Raw genomic sequence first — 18,287 nt, forward strand, 5'->3', positions numbered from 1 at the left:
ATTCCGCAAGCGAATCCCTGAGGGCTTCTGAAACCGGATCAGCCCCCAAGAAGCGCCGCTGTGCGACGACTTGGGGGCTGATCGGGCGCCGGGGGCTCAGGCGAGGGTGCCGACGGCCTCCGTGGCGAACCCGTGGTCCTGCTCGGGGGCGCCGCCGCCGACGCCGACGGCGCCGATGAGACGGCCGTCGCGGTGGACCGGCACGCCGCCGGCGATGAACAGCAGCGGCTGGTCGAGGGCGGTGGGCAGGGTGTGGAACGGCCCGTCCGGCTTGACCAGGTCGACGAGGTCGGCGGTGGGGGCGTTCAGCTGCAGCGCGGTGTACGCCTTGCGGGTGCTGGTCTCGCCGGAGATGAGGACGGCGCGGTCGTCGCGGCGGAACGCGAGGAGGTGGCCGCCCGCGTCGAGGACGGTGACGCTGACGGTGACTCCGGCAGCCTCGGCGGCCCGGCGGGCGGCGGAGACGAGCGTCTCGGCGTCGTCGATGGTCAGCGGTGCGACAGCGGTGGGGGTGCTCATGAGGTGATGCTCCTTGCGGGTGGTGCGGGTCGTCGCGCGCTCTCGCGGGCGAGGGGGGTGGTCGGGGCCGGGGCCCCGGGGTCAGATGCGGGCCGGCTCGGCGGGCCGCTGTGCGGTGGCCTCGACGGCCGGGACCGTGGCGGGCGTGCGCCGCTCCAGGAAGGCCGACAGGATCGCGAGGACGAGGGCGCTCGCCGCGAGGGCGGCACCGACCCAGTTGGGGGCGGTGTAGCCGAGCCCGGCGGAGATCACCAGACCGCCGAGCCAGGCGGAGAGGGCGTTGCCGGCGTTGAAGGCGCCGATGTTGACGGCCGAGGCGAGCGTCGGGGCGCCGGAGGCGTGGTCGAGGACCCGCTTCTGCAGCGGCGGCACCGTCGCGAAGCCGAGCGCGCCGATCAGGGCGATGGTGATCGCGGCCAGGACCTTGTGGTGCGCCGTCACCGTGAACAGCCCGAGGACGAGGGCGAGAGCGCCCAGCGACACGTAGAGCATCGGCATCAGCGCGCGGTCGGCGAACCGGCCGCCGACGAGGTTGCCGCCGACCATGCCGAGCCCGAAGAGGACGAGCAGCCAGGTCACGGATCCCTCCGCGAATCCGGCGACGTGGGTCATCATCGGCGTGATGTAGGTGATGGCCGCGAAGACCCCGCCGAAGCCGAGCACGGTCATCGCCATGGCGAGCAGGACCTGCACGTTCTTGAAGGCGGCCACCTCGTGGCGCAGGCGCACGCCTTCGGGCTTGGGCAGGTCGGGTACCAGCTTGGCGATTCCGGCGAGGCCGATGACGCCGAGCGCGGCGACGACGGCGAACGTGACACGCCAGCCGACGGACTGGCCGATGAGGGTGCCGAGCGGGACGCCGACGACGTTGGCCACGGTCAGGCCCGTGAACATCATGGCGATCGCGCCGGCCTTCTTGGCGGGCGCCACCAGTTCGGCGGCGACGACCGAGCCGATGCCGAAGAACGCGCCGTGGGCGAGCGAGGCGACCACGCGGCCGATCAGCATGACGGCGAAGACGGGCGCGACGGCGGAGAGCAGGTTGCCGACGATGAAGAAGCCCATCAGCACCATCAGCATCCGCTTGCGCGGGACACGGGTGCCCAGGACGGTCATCAGCGGGGCGCCGAGCATCACGCCGAGGGCGTAGCCGGTCACCAGGAAGCCTGCCGTCGGGATGGAGACGCCGAAGTCACCCGCGACCTGTGGGAGGAGTCCCATGATCACGAATTCCGTGGTTCCGATCCCGAAGGCCCCGATCGCGAGGGCCAGAAGCGCGAGAGGCATGGGGGTTCACCTTCCCAGATTTGTTGCGGGTGCGCTTAACGAGACCTCACAATAATTGCAGACGCCGGTTAATTGCAAACGCGGGCAATCCCGATCCATCGACTACCCTGGTACGCATCCACTCCGGGACGGAGGATCCACGAGCCATGACCGCCACAGACCCCGCACTCACCGCCCTCTCCCAGGGCTGGTGCGCCCTCTCACTTCTCCACGGACGGATCGAGGCGCACATCGAGCGCGCCCTCCAGGCCGGACACGACCTGAGCGTGCGCGAGTACTCACTGCTCGACGTCCTGAGCCGCCAGCACGACGGTGAGGGCGGGCATCTCCAGATGAAGCAGGTGGCCGACGCCGTCGTCCTCAGTCAGAGCGCGACGACCCGTCTGGTCACCCGGCTCGAGGACCGCGGCCTGCTCCAGCGCTATCTGTGCCCCACCGACCGGCGCGGGATCTACACCAACGTCTCCGAGGCGGGCCTGAAGCTCCTGGAAGAGGCCCGCCCGACCAACCAGGCCGCCCTGCGCGAGGCGCTCGACACCGCGGCCGAGGACCCTGAGCTCGTTCCGCTGGTCAGGGCCGTCGAAGAACTGCGCGTGCCCGCGTAGCCCTAGGGCCTGTCTTCAAACTCCCCTCTGCCCCGCGACGCCTGGCACACGCTCTCGCCCCACCGGGCACAAGGCCGAGTACGTCCAGTACGAGGCCTTGCGCCCGGCGCGCCGAGAGCACGCACCAGACGCCGCGGGGCCGCCCTCCGGGCGACGAGGGGAGTTTGAAGACAGGCCCTAGGCTGCGGGCATGGGAGATCTTGAGATAAGGGCGGCCGCGGCCGAGGACGTACCGGCGATCGTCGCGATGCTGGCGGACGACACGCTCGGCGCGCGGCGGGAGTCACCGGACGACCTGGCGCCGTACCTCGCCGCGCAGGCCCGACTGGCGGCCGACCCGAACCAGCACCTGGTCGTGGCCGTCCGCGAGGGCCGGGTCGTCGGCACCCTGCAGCTCACTGTCATCCCCGGGCTCTCCCGCAGGGGCTCAACCCGCTCGATCATCGAGGGGGTGCGCGTCCACTCCGACGAGCGGGGCAGCGGGCTCGGTACGCAGCTCATCCACTGGGCCGTCGACGAATCCCGGCGTCAGGACTGCCAGTTGGTGCAGCTGACCTCGGACGCCACCCGCACCGACGCCCATCGCTTCTACGAGCGGCTCGGCTTCACGGCGTCCCATGTGGGGTTCAAGCTACAGCTGTGATCAAGCCCGTTTGAGGGGCCGTTTCACGTGAAACGGCCCCCGGAGGCTTCAGCCCGGAATCCCCCGCCACCCGTCCGGGTCCACTCCGCCGGGCACCGGCGCATCCACGTCGTAGGGCTGTCGCGTGAAGACGAACGACCCCAGGTCGAGGTGGCTCACCGACCCGTCGGGCCGCCGCACCGCCCGCAGCGGCTCCCCCGCGTAGTAACCGTCGAGGCCCGTCCAGGTGCCGTCACCGTTGGCCCTGAACCGGGAGCGCCGCCCCCCGCCGGCCACCGGCCCGAGCACGACGGCGCCGTCCGCCGCCAGACGCAGCGCCACGATCTGTGTGCCCCAGTACCAGGGGCCCGCCAGCTCCAGCACCGCCGGATCGACCTCGGGCAGCGGCCGCCACGGCTCGGGGATGCGCGGCTCGGCGTCGGCGACGATGCCCAGCAGTTCGGCGGCCACGGTCCCCGAGGCCACTCCGGACGTGCAGTTGGCCAGGACGACGGCCGCGAGCCCCTCCTCCTCGCTCAGCCACAGGCCCGCCACGAAGCCGGGCAGCGATCCGGTATGGCCGGCCAGGACCCGTCCGCCCCTCCGCGCCACCTGCATACCGAGGCCGTACGTCGTCTCCCAGTCACCCGGCAGGGTCGGCGCGGCCGGTGTGCGCATCTCCCGCACGGAATCCGCGCTCAGCACCCGGTCGTCGCCCGTGGTGAGGAAGCCGGCGAACACCGCCAGGTCCCTTGCTGTGGACCACAGTTGGCCGGCCGGTGCCATCAGGCCGAGATCCTCGCTCGGCTCCGGCAGCAGCACATCGGCGTACGGGTGCACGGCCCAGCCACCGGCATGCGGCATCTGCGCCCGGACGCCGGTGCGGGTCAGCCCGAGCGGTTCGAGGATCTCCCCGCGCAGGGCCTCCTCCCAGGTGACGCCTCGCACCGCCTCCACCAGGGAACCCAGCAGCGTGTACCCGGGGTTGGAGTAGTGGTGGCGGCGTCCGACGGGATGCCGGAAGGGCCGCTCGCCGAGGACATCGGCGAGGGTCGGGCGCAGCGCGGCGGACGATCGCTCCCACCACTCACCCGGTGTTTCGGCCGCCAACCCGCCGGTGTGCGCGAGGAGTTCGGCCACGGTGACGTCACCGGCACCGGTCCCGGGAAGGTGCTTCTCCAACGGATCGCTCAGATCGAGCAGCCCCTCATCGCGCAGCCGCAGCACCAGCACGGCCGTAAAGGTCTTGGTGATCGACCCGATCCGATACTGCACGTGCTCATCGGGCCCGTGCCCGTCCACCGAGGTGCGCGACCCGGCCCACACCACCTCACCGTCCCGGGCCACCGCGGCGACGAGCGAGGGCGCGCGTCCCTCGCTCTGGGCGACGGCGATGCGGTGCAGGAGGCCACGACGCGTACTGGGCAACAGCTCTTGCGAGGGTGAGGTCATGCGCCCAGTCCACCGTGGTGATCCGCCCGCGTCGAGCCGATTTCACCAGCAGCGGATCAGGGCAGACGGCGTGGCATCACGTCTGTGCCATGTCCACGAAGCGCGAGTAGTGGCCCTGGAAGGCGACCGTGATCGTGGCCGTCGGACCGTTTCGGTGCTTGCCGACGATGATGTCGGCCTCGCCCGCGCGCGGTGACTCCTTCTCGTAGGCGTCCTCGCGGTGCAGCAGGATGACCATGTCGGCGTCCTGCTCGATGGATCCGGATTCACGCAGGTCGGAGACCATCGGCTTCTTGTCGGTGCGCTGCTCGGGACCACGGTTCAGCTGCGAGAGCGCGATCACCGGCACCTCCAGCTCCTTGGCCAGCAGCTTCAGGTTTCGGGACATGTCCGAGACCTCCTGCTGACGGCTCTCGGAACGCTTGGAGCCACCGGCCTGCATCAGCTGCAGATAGTCGATGATCACGAGCCGGATGTCGTTGCGCTGCTTCAGGCGGCGGCACTTGGCGCGGATCTCCATCATCGACAGGTTCGGGGAGTCGTCGATGTAGAGCGGCGCGGCCGAGACCTCGGGCATCCGGCGGGCGAGCCGCGTCCAGTCCTCGTCGGTCATCGTGCCGGAGCGCATGTGGTGCAGAGCCACGCGCGCCTCGGCGGACAGCAGACGCATCGCGATCTCGTTGCGCCCCATTTCGAGGGAGAAGATGACGCTGGGCAGGTTGTTCTTGATGGACGCCGCGCGCGCGAAGTCCAGCGCCAGCGTCGACTTGCCCATGGCGGGACGGGCCGCGATGACGATCATCTGACCCGGGTGCAGACCGTTGGTGAGCGAGTCGAAGTCGGTGAAGCCGGTCGGCACACCGGTCATCTCGCCGCTGCGCGAGCCGATCGCCTCGATCTCGTCGAGCGCGCCCTCCATGATGTCGCCGAGCGGGAGGTAGTCCTCACTGGTGCGCTGCTCGGTGACGGCGTAGATCTCCGCCTGGGCCTTGTTGACGATCTCGTCGACGTCGTCGTCGGCCGCGTATCCCATCTGCGTGATCCGCGTACCCGCCTCGACGAGACGACGCAGGACGGCCCGCTCGTGAACGATCTCCGCGTAGTACTCGGCGTTCGCCGCCGTCGGGACCGTCTGGACGAGGGTGTGCAGATACGATGCGCCGCCGACCTTGTTGATCTCGCCGCGCTTGGTCAGCTCGGCGGCGATGGTGATCGGGTCGGCCGGCTCGCCCTTGGCGTAGACGTCGAGGATCGCCTGAAAGATCGTTTCGTGCGCGGGCTTGTAGAAGTCGGCGCCCTTGAGGACCTCGACGACGTCGGCGATCGCGTCCTTGGACAGCAGCATGCCGCCGAGCACGGACTGCTCGGCGTCGAGATCCTGCGGCGGTACGCGCTCGAACGTGGCGGGCCCGTCGTCCCAGCCGCTGTCCTCGCGGCCCCGCTCGTGCTGGTCACCCTGGCGGCCGCCGTTCCGCCGCGGCCGGGAAGGGGGCAGGCGATCGCTGGGACCGCTGTCGGCCCAGGGGTCGTCCAACGGCTCGGAGATACTCACCGGGCCACCTCCTCCCGTCCGCCGAGCGGACCTCGCCGTGCCCTTCATTCCTACGGCACGACACTGACAAATGCGGGGCCCAACTCCGGTTCTGACGCGTCGGATATGTGCAGGTTTCCGAGGTCGGCGGACACAGTGGGCGCCGCTCCACCGTAGGCGCGTCTGCACCGTCAGCCAATCTGGTTATCCACAGGCTCTGTGGAAGACGACCCTCTCCCTGTGGAGAACTGGGGAAAACCTGTGCACGACCCGGTGGACAGGCCTGTGAACAAGCCCTCAGCCATTCCTGCGCAACCCGTCTGACCTGCACGTATCCCATCCACCGGCTGTGCAGGAGAAAAACTTTCCCAGTCGGCCCAAGATCTCTGCGAGCGACGTTCGACACCGTACGAGAACCCGCTCGAAGTAAGGGTCTCAATGCGATTGCATCTCTTACCTGTGGAAGATTAGATTGGTGCCCATGACACAGGCTCCCGTGACGCCCAAAGCCGCAAGACGCCGGCACGACCGAGAGATCGTGGCTCTCGCCGTTCCCGCCTTCGGCGCACTCGTCGCGGAGCCCCTCTTCCTCATGGCCGACAGCGCCATCGTCGGCCATCTCGGCACGTCCCAGCTGGCAGGGCTCGCCGTCGCCTCGGCCCTGCTGACGACCGCGGTCAGCGTCTTCGTCTTCCTCGCCTACGCCACCACCGCCGCCGTCGCCCGCCGGGTCGGCGCGGGCGACACCCGGGCCGCGATCCAGCAGGGCATGGACGGCATCTGGCTCGCACTGCTCCTGGGCGCCGCCGTCATCGCGGTCGTCCTGCCCACCGCACCGGGCCTGGTCAGCCTGTTCGGCGCCTCGGACACCGCCGCACCCTACGCGACCACCTATCTCCGCATCTCCACCCTCGGCATCCCCGCGATGCTCGTGGTCCTGGCCGCCACCGGTGTCCTGCGCGGACTTCAGAACACCAAGACCCCGCTGTACGTGGCCGTCGCCGGCTTCGTCGCCAACGGCGTGCTCAACGTCGCGCTGGTCTACGGCGCCGGACTCGGCATCGCGGGCTCCGCCTGGGGCACCGTCATCGCCCAGTTCGGCATGGCCGCGATCTACCTGGTGGTGGTCGTCCGCGGCGCCCGCCGTCACGGCGCCTCGCTGCGCCCTGATCTGGCGGGCATACGCGCCTGCGCCCAGGCAGGGACCCCGCTCCTCATCCGCACCCTCGCCCTCCGCGCGGTCCTGATGATCGCCACGGCGGTCGCGGCCCGGCTCGGTGACGCGGACGTCGCCGCCCACCAGATCATCCTGTCCCTCTGGAGCCTGCTGGCCTTCGCCCTCGACGCCATCGCCATCGCGGGGCAAGCCATCATCGGCCGCTATCTCGGGGCCGACGATGCCGAAGGGGCCCGCGACGTCTGCCGCCGCATGGTGCAGTGGGGCATCGCTGCCGGAGTCGTGCTCGGCGTGCTGGTCGTTGTCACGCGCCCCCTCTTCGTCCCGCTGTTCACGAGCGACCCGGTCGTTCAGGACGCGGCGCTGCCTGCCCTCATCGTGGTCGCGCTGTCCCAGCCCATCTGCGGCATCGTCTTCGTCCTCGACGGGGTGCTCATGGGCGCCGGCGACGGCCCGTATCTGGCCTGGGCCATGCTGATCACCCTGGCGGTCTTCACACCGGTCGCGCTCCTGGTCCCGGTACTGGGCGGCGGGCTCACGGCGGTCTGGGGAGCCATGACGCTGATGATGGCGGTCAGGATGGCGACGCTCTGGGCCCGCTACCGCTCCGGCCGCTGGGCCGTCACCGGCGCGACGCGCTGACCGGCCGCGGCTCCCCGTTTCACGTGAAACGGCGAAACGCGGCAACCGTACGCGCCGACAGCACCTCACCACCCGGACCCTGACACGCGTGTGGGGCCGCACCCCGAAGGGTGCGGCCCCACATCTCGCTTCAGCGCTGCTCAGGGCAGGGCTCAGGCAGAGACGACCTCGACGTTGACCTTGACGGACACCTCGGGGTGCAGACGCACGGTCGCCTCGTGGGCGCCCAGCGTCTTGATCGGCGAGCCCAGCTCGACACGACGCTTGTCGACCTTCGGGCCACCCGCGGTCTCGATCGCCGAAGCGACGTCGGCCTGGGTGACGGAGCCGAAGAGACGACCGGCGTCGCCGGAGCGGACGGCCAGACGGACCTTGACGGCCTCGAGCTTGGCCTTGATCTCGTTGGCCTGCTCGATCGTCGCGATCTCGTGGATCTTGCGGGCGCGGCGGATCTGCGCCACGTCCTGCTCGCCACCCTTGGTCCAGCGGATCGCGAAACCACGCGGGACCAGGTAGTTGCGGGCGTACCCGTCCTTGACGTCGACGACGTCGCCGGCGGTGCCGAGGCCAGAGACCTCGTGGGTCAGGATGATCTTCATTATTCGGTCACCCTTCCCTTATCGCGCGGTGGACGTGTAGGGCAGCAGCGCCATCTCACGGCTGTTCTTGACGGCCGTGGCGACGTCACGCTGGTGCTGCGTGCAGTTGCCGGTCACGCGGCGGGCACGGATCTTGCCGCGGTCGGAAATGAACTTCCGCAGCATGTTCGTGTCCTTGTAGTCCACGTACGTGACCTTGTCCTTGCAGAAAGCGCAGACCTTCTTCTTAGGCTTGCGCACAGGCGGCTTCGCCATGGTGTTTCTCCTGTGTGATCAAGAAGTGTGGGTGCGAGCCCGGCCCCGAGGGGCGCGTCCCTAGAAGGGGGGCTCGTCCGAGTAGCCGCCGCCGGAGCCGCCGGAGCTTCCGCCCCAGCCGCCACCGCCGCCGCCCTGCTGGCCGCCGCCTGCGGGCGAACCGGTCGCCCAGGGGTCGTCGGCGGGAGCACCGCCGCCGCCACCCTGCTGCTGACCGCCGCCGGAGCCACCGCCCCAGCCGCCGCCCTGCTGGCCGCCGCCACCGCCGCCGCCGTAGCCGCCCTGGCCACCGCGACCGCCACCGCCACCGCCACTGGTCTTGGTGACCTTGGCCGTGGCGCTGCGCAGACTGGCGCCGACCTCGTCGACGTCCAGCTCGTAGACCGTGCGCTTGACGCCCTCACGGTCCTCGTAGGACCGCTGCTTCAGCCGGCCCTGCACGATGACGCGCATGCCTCGCTGGAGCGACTCCGCGACGTTCTCCGCCGCCTGACGCCAGACCGAGCAGGTCAGGAACAGGCTCTCGCCGTCCTTCCACTCATTGGTCTGCCGGTCGAAGGTGCGGGGAGTGGACGCGACACGGAACTTCGCGACCGCCGCACCGGAGGGGGTGAAGCGCAGCTCGGGGTCGTCGACAAGATTGCCGACGACCGTGATGACGGTCTCGCCTGCCATGGGGTACCTCTCGGCGGGTTTGCTGCGGACTGCTTGCTGCTACTCGAATCCCGAGTGGCTGAACCGGGAGGTTCAGTGGGTCTCGGGGCGGAGGACCTTGGTCCGGAGGACCGACTCGTTCAGGTTCATCTGGCGGTCGAGCTCCTTGACGATCGCGGGCTCAGCCTGCAGATCGATGACCGAGTAGATGCCCTCGGGCTTCTTCTTGATCTCGTACGAGAGACGACGACGGCCCCAGGTGTCGACCTTCTCGACCTTTCCGTTGCCCTCACGGACGACGGAGAGGAAGTTCTCGATCAGGGGGGCGACAGCGCGCTCCTCCAGATCGGGGTCGAGGATGACCATCACCTCGTAGTGACGCATGTGGAACCCACCTCCTTTGGACTCAGCGGCCACGGTCGTTCCGTGGCAGGAGGGTTGTTATGCGTGAGCAACGGTATCGGCCACCACTGACAATCGGCCCTCCGAAGGAGAACCGTGCAGTTCAGTGCCGGATCAGTGGGTACCCGTCCCATGCCGGGACGTGGGCAGACACCGATGCAGACGGTACAGACTACCCGCACCCCGGCTTCCGGTTGAAATCCGACAGCGATCGACCGCAGTCTGTACACATCGGGTGTGTACGGCGCTACGATGCGCCGCCTTCCGCAGGAGGTGCCCTATGGCACAAGCAATGCGACCCAACAGCACGAGCGCCGGCTCTCTTCTGGCCAGCGACGGCAAGGCCCATCCCCTCCCCGACACCCTGCTCTACGTGACCGCGGTGCTCGGCATCCTCGCCCTCATCACCTCGATCTGGAGCAACCTCCATCTCCTCAGCTCCTGGGCCGGGCTCATCGGGATCTTCACCGGGGCCTACGGCCAGTACGTCTCGGAGACGACCCGGGAGCGGTTCGGCCTGATCCTGGGCCTGGGAGCCTCCGCCGTCGGCTTCTTCATCGGCATGGCCCACGGGGGCCTGTTCGGCGGGGTCCTCGGCTGAGCCGGGGAACCCGCGAAGCCTTACCTACGACACAGCCATTCGAGGCGCTCACGGGGCACAGTAGGCTTCGGCGCGAGAGCCGGAGCCCCTGTATCCATGGGGACACACCAGCCCGAGGAGCGCCCCGAATGAGCCTGACCCTGAGGACCATCAGCCGAGAGCAGCATCTGGCGTACATCCAGAGCCTGCCGTCGGCGAGCCACATGCAGGTCCCGGCATGGGCCGACGTGAAGGCTGAATGGCGCTCGGAGAACCTGGGCTGGTTCGACGACAAGACCGGTGAGATGGTCGGCGCGGGCCTGGTCCTGTACCGCCAGCTGCCCAAGATCAAGCGTTACCTCGCGTACCTGCCCGAGGGCCCGGTCATCAACTGGTACGCGCCGAACCTCGAGGAGTGGCTGCGCCCGATGCTGGCGCATCTGAAGCAGCAGGGCGCCTTCTCGGTGAAGATGGGCCCGCCGGTGATCATCCGGCGCTGGGAGGCCCCCTCCATCAAGAAGGGCATCCAGGACCCCGATGTGAAGCGCCTGCGCGACATCGAGGCCGACTTCATCGAGCCCCGCGCCTTCGAGGTGGCCGACAAGCTGCGCCGCATGGGCTGGCAGCAGGGCGAGGACGGCGGCGCCGGCTTCGGCGACGTGCAGCCGCGCTACGTCTACCAGGTGCCGCTCGCCAACCGCTCCCTGGAAGAGGTCCACAAGAACTTCAACCAGCTGTGGCGCCGCAACATCAAGAAGGCCGAGAAGGCCGGTGTCGAGGTCGTCCAGGGCGGCTACCAGGACCTCGCCGAGTGGCAGCGGCTGTACGAGATCACGGCCGAGCGCGACCACTTCCGGCCGCGCCCGCTGTCGTACTTCGAGCGCATGTGGACGGCCCTCAACTCCGAGGACCCCAACCGCATGCGGCTGTACTTCGCCCGGCACAACGGGGTGAACCTGTCGGCGGCCACGATGCTCGTCGTCGGTGGGCACGTCTGGTACTCCTACGGCGCCTCCGACAACATCGGCCGCGAGGTCCGGCCCTCGAACGCGATGCAGTGGCGGATGCTGCGCGACTCCTACGCGCTCGGTGCCACCGTCTACGACCTGCGCGGCATCTCCGACTCGCTCGACGAGACCGACCACCTCTTCGGCCTGATCCAGTTCAAGGTCGGCACGGGTGGCCAGGCCGCCGAGTACCTCGGCGAGTGGGACTTCCCGCTCAACAAGCTGCTCCACAAGGCGCTCGACATCTACATGTCGCGGCGCTGACCGGGGCCGGAAACGGCCCCCTCAGGATCCGGCACGGCACTTAGCGCTCTGTTTGCCCGGCGGACCCGGCACAATTCATGTAGCTCCAAAGTTTCCTCATACCTCTGCTACACCGCAGCCACGAGAAAGGTTCCGGGACCGGCCATGGCGCTCACGCTCTACGTCGACACCGCGCGCTGGCGGGCACACCACAAGCACGTGCTCGAGCAGTTTCCGGGGCTCGTCCCCGTCTGCAAGGGCAACGGCTACGGCTTCGGCCACGAACGGCTGGCGGAGGAGGCCACGCGCCTCGGCTCCGACATCCTCGCCGTGGGGACCACATACGAGGCCGCCCGGATAAAGGACTGGTTCAGCGGTGACCTGTTGGTCCTGACCCCGTTCCGGCGCGGCGAAGAACCGGTTCCGCTGCCCGATCGCGTCATCCGCTCCGTCTCCTCCGTGGACGGCGTGCACGGCCTGGTCGGCGCCCGCGTCGTCATCGAGGTCATGTCCTCCATGAAGCGGCACGGTGTGACCGAGCAGGACCTGCCGCAGCTCGCCCACGCCATCCAGGACGTACGCCTGGAGGGCTTCGCGATCCACCTGCCGCTGGACCGCACCGACGGCTCGGACGCCGTCGAGGAGGTCATCGGCTGGATGGACCGGCTGCGCGCGGCCCGCCTGCCGCTGCACACCATGTTCGTCAGCCACCTCAAGGCCGAGGAACTGGCGCGGCTGCAGCAGCAGTTCCCGCAGACCCGCTTCCGCGCGCGCATCGGTACGCGCCTGTGGCTCGGCGACCACGAGGCCACCGAGTACCGCGGCGCCGTCCTGGACGTCACCCGCGTCGCCAAGGGCGACCGCTTCGGCTACCGCCAGCAGAAGGCGGCCTCCGACGGCTGGCTGGTGGTCGTGGCGGGCGGTACGTCGCACGGCGTGGGCCTGGAGGCCCCGAAGGCGCTGCACGGCGTCATGCCGCGTGCCAAGGGCGTCGCCCGCGCGGGCCTCGCGACGGTCAACCGGAACCTCGCGCCCTACGTCTGGTCGGGCAAGCAGCGCTGGTTCGCCGAGCCGCCGCACATGCAGGTGTCGATCCTGTTCGTGCCGTCGGACGCGGCCGAGCCGAAGGTCGGCGAGGAGCTGGTGGCCCATCTGCGGCACACCACCACGCAGTTCGACCGGATCGTGGACCGCTGAGGCGGATCGGCACACGAACAGACGCAAGGCGGGCCGGGCACTCACGAAGTGCCCGGCCCGCCTTGCGTCTCCCGTTCGGTCAGTGTGAACCGTCGGAGCTCTTGCCCCAGTCCACCGCCGTGGGCGGCTGCTCCCAGTCGTGCGCGGCGTGCCGCGGGGGATGGGCCGCGAGCCCGAGGACGAAGACGTCCTCCGCTCCGTCCAGAACGCCGCCCGAGGGGTCGTCGTCCCCGGACCTGCGCACCACGTCCCGCTCGGGCAGCCAGATGTCCCGCACGATGACGGCGCACAGGTAGAGCGTGCCCAGCAGGTGCACGGCGATGGCCAGTTGGTAGCCCTCGGTCGGCAGGCCCTGGTGCTTGTCACCGCTGGTCGTGTAGGCGAGGTACAGCCAGATCCCGAGGAAGTACGCGACCTCGCAGGCCTGCCAGATCAGGAAGTCCCGCCACTTGGGCCGGGCCAGGGCGGCGAGCGGGATCAGCCACAGTACGTACTGCGGCGAGTAGACCTTGTTGGTGAGGATGAAGGCGGCGACCACCAGGAAGGCGAGCTGCGCGAAGCGCGGCCGTCGCGGAGCGGTGAGCGTCAGTGCCGCGACGCCGAGGCAGGAGAGCGCCACCAGCGCCGTGGCCAGCGTATTGACCACGTCCGTGTCGAGCGGCGTGTCCATGTGCTGGGAGAGGATCAGCCAGAACGAGCCGAAGTCGACACCGCGTTCCTGGCTGAACGTGTAGAACTTCGACCAGCCCTCGGGCGCCAGGATCATCACCGGCAGGTTCACGGCCAGCCACGAGACGACCGCGCCCAGCGTCGCGATCCCGAAGTCCCGCCACTTGCCCGCCCGCCAGCACAGCACGAGCAGCGGGCCGAGCAGCAGGAAGGGATAGAGCTTGGCGGCGGTCGCGAGCCCGAGCAGGATGCCGAAGGCGAGGGCGCGGCCGCGCGACCACATCAGCATCGCGGCCGCTGTGAGGGCCACTGCGAAGAGATCCCAGTTGATGGTGGCCGTCAGCGCGAACGCGGGCGCCAGAGCGACCAGGAGGCCGTCCCAGGGGCGCCTGCGGTGGGTCCTGGCGACGCACACGGCGATGACCGCCGCGCAGATCATCAGCATCCCGGCGTTGACCATCCAGTACACCTGCTCCTGGTGCTGGATGCTTCCGCTGCCGGGCGTCAGCCAGGAGGCGACCTCCATGAACACACCGGTGAGAACCGGGTACTCGAGGTAGTCCATGTCGCCGGACAGCTTGTCGAAGTACGGCACGAGGCCGTCGGCGAAGCCGCGCCCCTGGTAGAGGTGCGGAATGTCCGAGTAGCACGCGTGCGTGTACTGGGAGCTCGCGCCGTAGAACCAGGAGCCGTCGTAGCAGGGGAACTTCTGCACCATGCCGAGCGCGAACATGCCGAGCATGACGAGCACGACGACGCGTACGGGGGTCCACCAGGAGCCGCCGAGCAGCGCTCGGCGCCCGACGGGTCCGCCGATGAACTCGCTGCCGGCCGCGGCGACCTCGTCCTCTCTGGTCGGCCGTACGGGCTCCGGCTGCTGCGGGTTCACACGCGTGGTCTCTGCACTGGGCATGCCGCACATCCTGCCGTACGCGGCTGAGAACGGGGCGAGGGCCGCCGCACCCGATCGGTGCGACGGCCCTCACCTGCCGTGCGTCACGCAGCGTTTCACGTGAAACACGGTGTGTCATGACAATGCGGGCTAGCCGGTTCCTCCGAAGAGGCTCCCACCATTCTGGTTGCCTCTCGTGTCTCCCGAACTCTCGGTGGGCGAGGGCGACGTCGACGTCCCGCCGTCGGCACCACCGTCGGCGCCGCCGGTCGTCCCACCGTCGTCGTTGCAGTTCCAGTCCGTCCACTTGTTGCAGGTCTCGCTGGGGGACGGGGACGGATCGGCCGAGGTCTCGCTCGGCGACGGAGAGGCCGGGGCCGAGGAGGACGGCGGCGCGGAGATCGACGGCGACGGGGTCGGGCTGGCCGTCTCGCCGACGATCTTGCCGATGGGCTGCGGGGCGTCGAAGGTCTCGTACTTCTGGCCCTGCATGGCCTGCGCCATGTAGTCGTGCCAGATCTCCGCCGGGAACGACGCACCGTGGATCTTGTCCTGACCACCCGTTCCGTACATCTCGAGGAACTTGCGGTTCTTGGAGTTCTCGTTGTCGTCCATGCGGTACATCGTGATCGCCGTGGACAACTGCTTGGTGTAGCCCACGAACCAGGCGGACTTGTTGCCGTCGGTGGTACCGGTCTTGCCGGCCACGTCGCGGCCCGGCAGCTGAGCCGCCGTACCCGTGCCCTTGTCGACGACCGTCTTGAGGACGTCGGTCACGTTGTTCGCGAGGTTCGCGTCGAAGGCAGCCGTGGACTTCTTTTCGTGCCGGTAGATCCGCTCGCCCTTGTTGTAGACCTCCGTCACCGAGTACGGGTCGTTCTGCTGCCCGCTCGACGCGAAGGTGCCGTAGGCGCCGGCCATGCGGATCGCGCTCGGGTCCGAGGTGCCGAGGGAGAAGGACGGGTAGTTGGCACTGGCGAAGCTGTTCTCCAGCAGGCCCGACCTCAGCGCGGACTCCTTCACCTTGTCCAGTCCGACGTCCATGCCCAGCTGCACATAGGCGGAGTTCACGGACTGCCGCATCGCCTCACGCAGGTCGATCTGGTAGCTCGGAGGGTTGATGGAGTCGCCGCCGTCGTTGGTCTGCAGCCACTCCTTGCCCTCCTTGTCCTTCCACACCGCACCGTCGTAGGTCTGGATCTTCAGCTTGTTCTTGCCGCTGTAGAGACTCTTCGGCGAGACGATGGTGCGCGCGCTCTCGGGCTGCTCCGGCCCCTGGTCCGGGTCCCGCACGCCGTACTTGAAGGCGGCCGCCAGGACGAAGGGCTTGAAGGTCGAGCCGACCTGGGCACCCGTCACGTCGGCGTTGTTGGTGAAGTGCTTGGTGGCGTCGGCGCCGCCGTAGATGGCCTTGATCGCGCCGTCCTTGGGATCCACCGACGCGCCGCCGAACTGGACGTACTTGTCCTTCTCCCGCTGGTCCGGCTTGATGCTCTCCTTGCGGACCTTCTTCACCGCGGTCTCGAGCTGTTTCACCTTCTTCTTGTCGAAGGTGGTGTGGATCTCGTAGCCGCCCTGCTGGAGGGCGTTCGCCGTGATCCGGCCGTTGCTGTTGTTGATGACGTAGGCCTTGGCGAGGTCGACGAGGTAGCCGATCTGGCCGCTCAGCTGTGCGTTGGAGCGCGGGCTCTTCAGCTTGGGGAAGCCCTTGTCGATGAAGTCGGCACGCTTGGCGGCGGTCAGCCGTCCGTCCTTCACCTCTTCGCCGAGGATCCAGCTCCAGCGCGCCTTGGCGCGTGCCGTGTTCTTCTCACGGGTCGCGTTGATCGGGTCGATCTCGGGGGAACCCGCGGGGTCGTAGTAGGTCGCGCCCTTGAGCACGGACGCGAGGAATGCCGTCTGGCTCTCGTTCAGTTCGACCGCGTTCTCGTTGAAGTACGCGCGCGCCGCCGCCTGGATCCCGTAGGCACCGCGGCCGTAGTACGCCGTGTTGAGGTAGCCGGCCATGATCGTCTTCTTGTTGACCGTCCGGCCGACCTTTATGGAGACGAACAGTTCCTTGAGCTTGCGGGACACCGTCTGCGACTGGTCGTCCAGCATCGCGTTCTTCACGTACTGCTGGGTGATCGTCGAGCCACCCTGCGTCTGACCGCCCTTGGCCATGTTGACCACGGCGCGGGCGATACCCATCGGGTCGACGCCCTTGTCGGTCTCGAAGGTCTTGTTCTCCGCCGACATGACGGCGAAGCGCATGGACTCCGGGATGTCCTCGTAGTTGATGATCTGCCGGTTGGTCTCACCACCGGTCGCGACCATCTGGGTCCCGTCGGACCAGTAGTAGACGTTGTTCTGGGCCTTGGCCGTGTCGGCGACGGTCGGGGTGTCGACCAGCGCATAGGCGATGCCCGCGGCCGCCATCAGGCTCCCGAGGAACCCGACGCACAGACCCGACACGAGTCGCCAGGACGGCATCCAGCGGCGCCAGCCGTCCTTGTTGGCGCGCGGGTAGTCGATGAATCCCTTCTTCTCCTGGCGCCCGGAGCCACGGCCCCTGCCACGCCCCGGGCCGTTCGGCCCGCCGGGGCCGCCGGCGCCGCCACCGCCACGACGGCCGCCACCACCGGCTCCGCCGCGGCCACCGCCCTCGGGGGCTCTGCGCCTTCCTCCACCAGTGCGCTGGGCGGCACGGCGCGCTTCGGCGCGGCCGCCCCAGGGACGATCTTCGGTTCCGCCCTCGGACGAACCCGATGACCTCGGGGCGTCGTAGGAATCGGACGGTGAACCGGTGGAGCCGCGCGGTGCCGCGCGGCGGCCCGACTGTGCTCCGGACGCTCCGCGACGGGCCGCGGCACGCCCGCCGCCCTGCGGCTGCGGCGATTTGCGACGGTGCTCGCTCATCGAACGACTACTCCTCGGGCAGGCGCGGCACGCGCGCCTGGACGACGGCTGGTTTCCGGTCCCCCCGACGTACGGATGCGCCCCTTCCGGCGCTCACCCGTACTGCACCCGGGACGACGACGCCCTCAGGCGTCACTCGGTTCCCGGTGGTCTGCATGGCGGACAGACTACGCACCGTCAAAACCCACCTAGGGCCGAAGTTCACCCCAAAACAGGCAAGTTACTTCGTGCGAATCGGTGATGTGACGCCGTTCACCGTGATCCCTCTTGTCGGAGTCGCAGGGTCGTTCTATCGTCGAGATGTATCGAGCCGATACATCAGCACGACATAAAGAGTCGATACATGGGCCCGCGACAGTGAGGAGGCGACGATGAGCCGACGTTCCGGCATCCTCGAATTCGCCGTACTCGGACTGCTCCGCGAGTCCCCGATGCACGGCTATGAGCTGCGCAAACGACTCAATACGTCGCTGGGGGTCTTCCGTGCCTTCAGTTACGGGACGCTGTATCCCTGCCTCAAGACGCTGGTCGCCAACGGCTGGTTGATCGAGGAATCGGGTCCCGGTCCCGACGACGCCCCTGCCGCACCACTCTCAGGGCGTCGCGCCAAGATCGTCTATCGGTTGACGGCGGAAGGTAAGGAGCACTTCGAGGAGCTGCTCGCGCAGACCGGCCCCGATGCATACGAGGACGAGACCTTCGCCGCGCGATTCGCCTTCTTCGGGCAGACGTCGCGCGATGTGCGGATGCGCGTCCTCGAGGGCCGTCGCAGCCGGCTGGAGGAGCGCCTCGAAAAGATGCGCCTCTCTTTCGCCCGCACGCGGGAGCGCCTGGACGACTACACGCTTGAGCTGCAGCGGCACGGCATGGAGTCCGTGGAGCGCGAAGTGCGCTGGCTGAACGAGCTCATCGAGAGCGAGCGCGCTGGACGCGACCAACGACGGTCCGGCCCGGAGAGCGCAGCTCAGCAGGACACATCTGGAGAGACGGGCGGCCTGCCCCGGCATCGGGACAGCACCCGGCCGGATCCGTCCGATGACACCGCCATGTGAAGTC

Annotated in this window: 17 protein-coding genes; 7 read left to right on the forward strand and 10 right to left on the reverse strand. The window is 68.9% G+C overall.

Annotated elements, in window-relative coordinates; all coding sequences use genetic code 11:
• Positions 1–96: 96 nt before the first annotated feature.
• Positions 97–519, reverse strand: coding sequence for a heme-binding protein (locus tag ABZ930_RS03365; RefSeq protein ID WP_351449402.1), 423 nt, complete (start codon positions 517–519; stop codon positions 97–99).
• A gap of 81 nt (positions 520–600) precedes the next feature.
• Positions 601–1,806 carry an MFS transporter gene (locus ABZ930_RS03370; protein WP_361540656.1) on the reverse strand — a complete coding sequence of 402 codons (1,206 nt, stop codon included), beginning with the start codon at positions 1,804–1,806 and terminating at the stop codon, positions 601–603.
• Positions 1,807–1,952: 146 nt separating this feature from the next.
• Between ABZ930_RS03370 and ABZ930_RS03375 the strand changes: the two genes are divergently transcribed.
• Both ABZ930_RS03375 and ABZ930_RS03380 read left to right on the forward strand, forming a co-directional pair.
• Entirely contained in the window at positions 1,953–2,411 is a 459-nt protein-coding gene (locus ABZ930_RS03375; RefSeq protein ID WP_361540659.1) for a MarR family transcriptional regulator, read from the forward strand.
• Positions 2,412–2,601: 190 nt separating this feature from the next.
• Positions 2,602–3,054: a GNAT family N-acetyltransferase gene (locus ABZ930_RS03380; RefSeq protein WP_361540662.1), complete on the forward strand. Its 453-nt coding sequence runs from the start codon at positions 2,602–2,604 to the stop codon at positions 3,052–3,054.
• Between the two features lie 48 nt (positions 3,055–3,102).
• On the opposite strand, the gene ABZ930_RS03385 is transcribed toward ABZ930_RS03380, so the two are convergent.
• Entirely contained in the window at positions 3,103–4,485 is a 1,383-nt protein-coding gene (locus ABZ930_RS03385) for a serine hydrolase domain-containing protein (RefSeq protein WP_361540665.1), read from the reverse strand.
• A gap of 76 nt (positions 4,486–4,561) precedes the next feature.
• Positions 4,562–6,037, reverse strand: coding sequence for a replicative DNA helicase (gene dnaB, locus ABZ930_RS03390; RefSeq protein ID WP_111663075.1), 1,476 nt, complete (start codon positions 6,035–6,037; stop codon positions 4,562–4,564).
• A gap of 460 nt (positions 6,038–6,497) precedes the next feature.
• On the opposite strand from dnaB, the gene ABZ930_RS03395 reads away from it, so the two are divergent.
• Positions 6,498–7,835 (forward strand): MATE family efflux transporter, encoded by a 1,338-nt coding sequence (locus ABZ930_RS03395; RefSeq protein WP_361540668.1) that lies wholly within the window; start codon positions 6,498–6,500, stop codon positions 7,833–7,835.
• A gap of 152 nt (positions 7,836–7,987) precedes the next feature.
• Here the strand turns inward: ABZ930_RS03395 and rplI are convergent, their stop codons facing one another.
• The 4 genes from rplI to rpsF all read right to left on the reverse strand — a co-directional run bounded on the left by rplI (position 7,988) and on the right by rpsF (position 9,727).
• A complete protein-coding gene (gene rplI / locus ABZ930_RS03400; RefSeq protein ID WP_361540671.1) occupies positions 7,988–8,434 on the reverse strand; it encodes a 50S ribosomal protein L9 in 447 nt (148 codons plus the stop codon).
• 18 nt (positions 8,435–8,452) lie between these two features.
• Positions 8,453–8,689: a 30S ribosomal protein S18 gene (gene rpsR, locus ABZ930_RS03405; RefSeq protein WP_003949403.1), complete on the reverse strand. Its 237-nt coding sequence runs from the start codon at positions 8,687–8,689 to the stop codon at positions 8,453–8,455.
• A 60-nt stretch (positions 8,690–8,749) separates the two neighbouring features.
• On the reverse strand, positions 8,750–9,364 hold the full coding sequence (locus ABZ930_RS03410; protein WP_361540674.1) for a single-stranded DNA-binding protein: 615 nt from the start codon (positions 9,362–9,364) through the stop codon (positions 8,750–8,752).
• Between the two features lie 72 nt (positions 9,365–9,436).
• Entirely contained in the window at positions 9,437–9,727 is a 291-nt protein-coding gene (gene rpsF, locus ABZ930_RS03415; RefSeq protein WP_010353482.1) for a 30S ribosomal protein S6, read from the reverse strand.
• Positions 9,728–10,025: 298 nt separating this feature from the next.
• On the opposite strand from rpsF, the gene ABZ930_RS03420 reads away from it, so the two are divergent.
• The 3 genes from ABZ930_RS03420 (at position 10,026) to ABZ930_RS03430 (ending at position 12,772) form a co-directional block, all read left to right on the forward strand.
• On the forward strand, positions 10,026–10,346 hold the full coding sequence (locus ABZ930_RS03420) for a hypothetical protein (protein ID WP_361540677.1): 321 nt from the start codon (positions 10,026–10,028) through the stop codon (positions 10,344–10,346).
• Between the two features lie 128 nt (positions 10,347–10,474).
• A complete protein-coding gene (femX, locus tag ABZ930_RS03425; protein ID WP_361540680.1) occupies positions 10,475–11,596 on the forward strand; it encodes a peptidoglycan bridge formation glycyltransferase FemX in 1,122 nt (373 codons plus the stop codon).
• 144 nt (positions 11,597–11,740) lie between these two features.
• Positions 11,741–12,772: an alanine racemase gene (locus ABZ930_RS03430; protein WP_361540683.1), complete on the forward strand. Its 1,032-nt coding sequence runs from the start codon at positions 11,741–11,743 to the stop codon at positions 12,770–12,772.
• Between the two features lie 79 nt (positions 12,773–12,851).
• Here the strand turns inward: ABZ930_RS03430 and ABZ930_RS03435 are convergent, their stop codons facing one another.
• Positions 12,852–14,354, reverse strand: coding sequence for a glycosyltransferase 87 family protein (locus tag ABZ930_RS03435; protein WP_361540686.1), 1,503 nt, complete (start codon positions 14,352–14,354; stop codon positions 12,852–12,854).
• A gap of 129 nt (positions 14,355–14,483) precedes the next feature.
• Positions 14,484–17,231: a transglycosylase domain-containing protein gene (locus ABZ930_RS03440; protein ID WP_361540689.1), complete on the reverse strand. Its 2,748-nt coding sequence runs from the start codon at positions 17,229–17,231 to the stop codon at positions 14,484–14,486.
• 371 nt (positions 17,232–17,602) lie between these two features.
• On the opposite strand from ABZ930_RS03440, the gene ABZ930_RS03445 reads away from it, so the two are divergent.
• Positions 17,603–18,283 carry a helix-turn-helix transcriptional regulator gene (locus ABZ930_RS03445; protein WP_361540691.1) on the forward strand — a complete coding sequence of 227 codons (681 nt, stop codon included), beginning with the start codon at positions 17,603–17,605 and terminating at the stop codon, positions 18,281–18,283.
• Positions 18,284–18,287: the final 4 nt, after the last annotated feature.

It is taken from the genome of Streptomyces sp. NPDC046716, from assembly GCF_040645755.1.
Taxonomy (GTDB): Bacteria; Actinomycetota; Actinomycetes; order Streptomycetales; family Streptomycetaceae; genus Streptomyces.

Coding starts and splice junctions, on each gene's coding strand:
- ABZ930_RS03365 (WP_351449402.1), bottom strand. CDS start 519: ATGAGCACCCCCACCGCTGTCGCACCGCTGACCATCGACGACGCCGAG.
- ABZ930_RS03370 (WP_361540656.1), bottom strand. CDS start 1,806: ATGCCTCTCGCGCTTCTGGCCCTCGCGATCGGGGCCTTCGGGATCGGA.
- ABZ930_RS03375 (WP_361540659.1), top strand. CDS start 1,953: ATGACCGCCACAGACCCCGCACTCACCGCCCTCTCCCAGGGCTGGTGC.
- ABZ930_RS03380 (WP_361540662.1), top strand. CDS start 2,602: ATGGGAGATCTTGAGATAAGGGCGGCCGCGGCCGAGGACGTACCGGCG.
- ABZ930_RS03385 (WP_361540665.1), bottom strand. CDS start 4,485: ATGACCTCACCCTCGCAAGAGCTGTTGCCCAGTACGCGTCGTGGCCTC.
- ABZ930_RS03395 (WP_361540668.1), top strand. CDS start 6,498: ATGACACAGGCTCCCGTGACGCCCAAAGCCGCAAGACGCCGGCACGAC.
- rplI (WP_361540671.1), bottom strand. CDS start 8,434: ATGAAGATCATCCTGACCCACGAGGTCTCTGGCCTCGGCACCGCCGGC.
- rpsR (WP_003949403.1), bottom strand. CDS start 8,689: ATGGCGAAGCCGCCTGTGCGCAAGCCTAAGAAGAAGGTCTGCGCTTTC.
- ABZ930_RS03410 (WP_361540674.1), bottom strand. CDS start 9,364: ATGGCAGGCGAGACCGTCATCACGGTCGTCGGCAATCTTGTCGACGAC.
- rpsF (WP_010353482.1), bottom strand. CDS start 9,727: ATGCGTCACTACGAGGTGATGGTCATCCTCGACCCCGATCTGGAGGAG.
- ABZ930_RS03420 (WP_361540677.1), top strand. CDS start 10,026: ATGGCACAAGCAATGCGACCCAACAGCACGAGCGCCGGCTCTCTTCTG.
- femX (WP_361540680.1), top strand. CDS start 10,475: ATGAGCCTGACCCTGAGGACCATCAGCCGAGAGCAGCATCTGGCGTAC.
- ABZ930_RS03430 (WP_361540683.1), top strand. CDS start 11,741: ATGGCGCTCACGCTCTACGTCGACACCGCGCGCTGGCGGGCACACCAC.
- ABZ930_RS03435 (WP_361540686.1), bottom strand. CDS start 14,354: ATGCCCAGTGCAGAGACCACGCGTGTGAACCCGCAGCAGCCGGAGCCC.
- ABZ930_RS03440 (WP_361540689.1), bottom strand. CDS start 17,231: ATGAGCGAGCACCGTCGCAAATCGCCGCAGCCGCAGGGCGGCGGGCGT.
- ABZ930_RS03445 (WP_361540691.1), top strand. CDS start 17,603: ATGAGCCGACGTTCCGGCATCCTCGAATTCGCCGTACTCGGACTGCTC.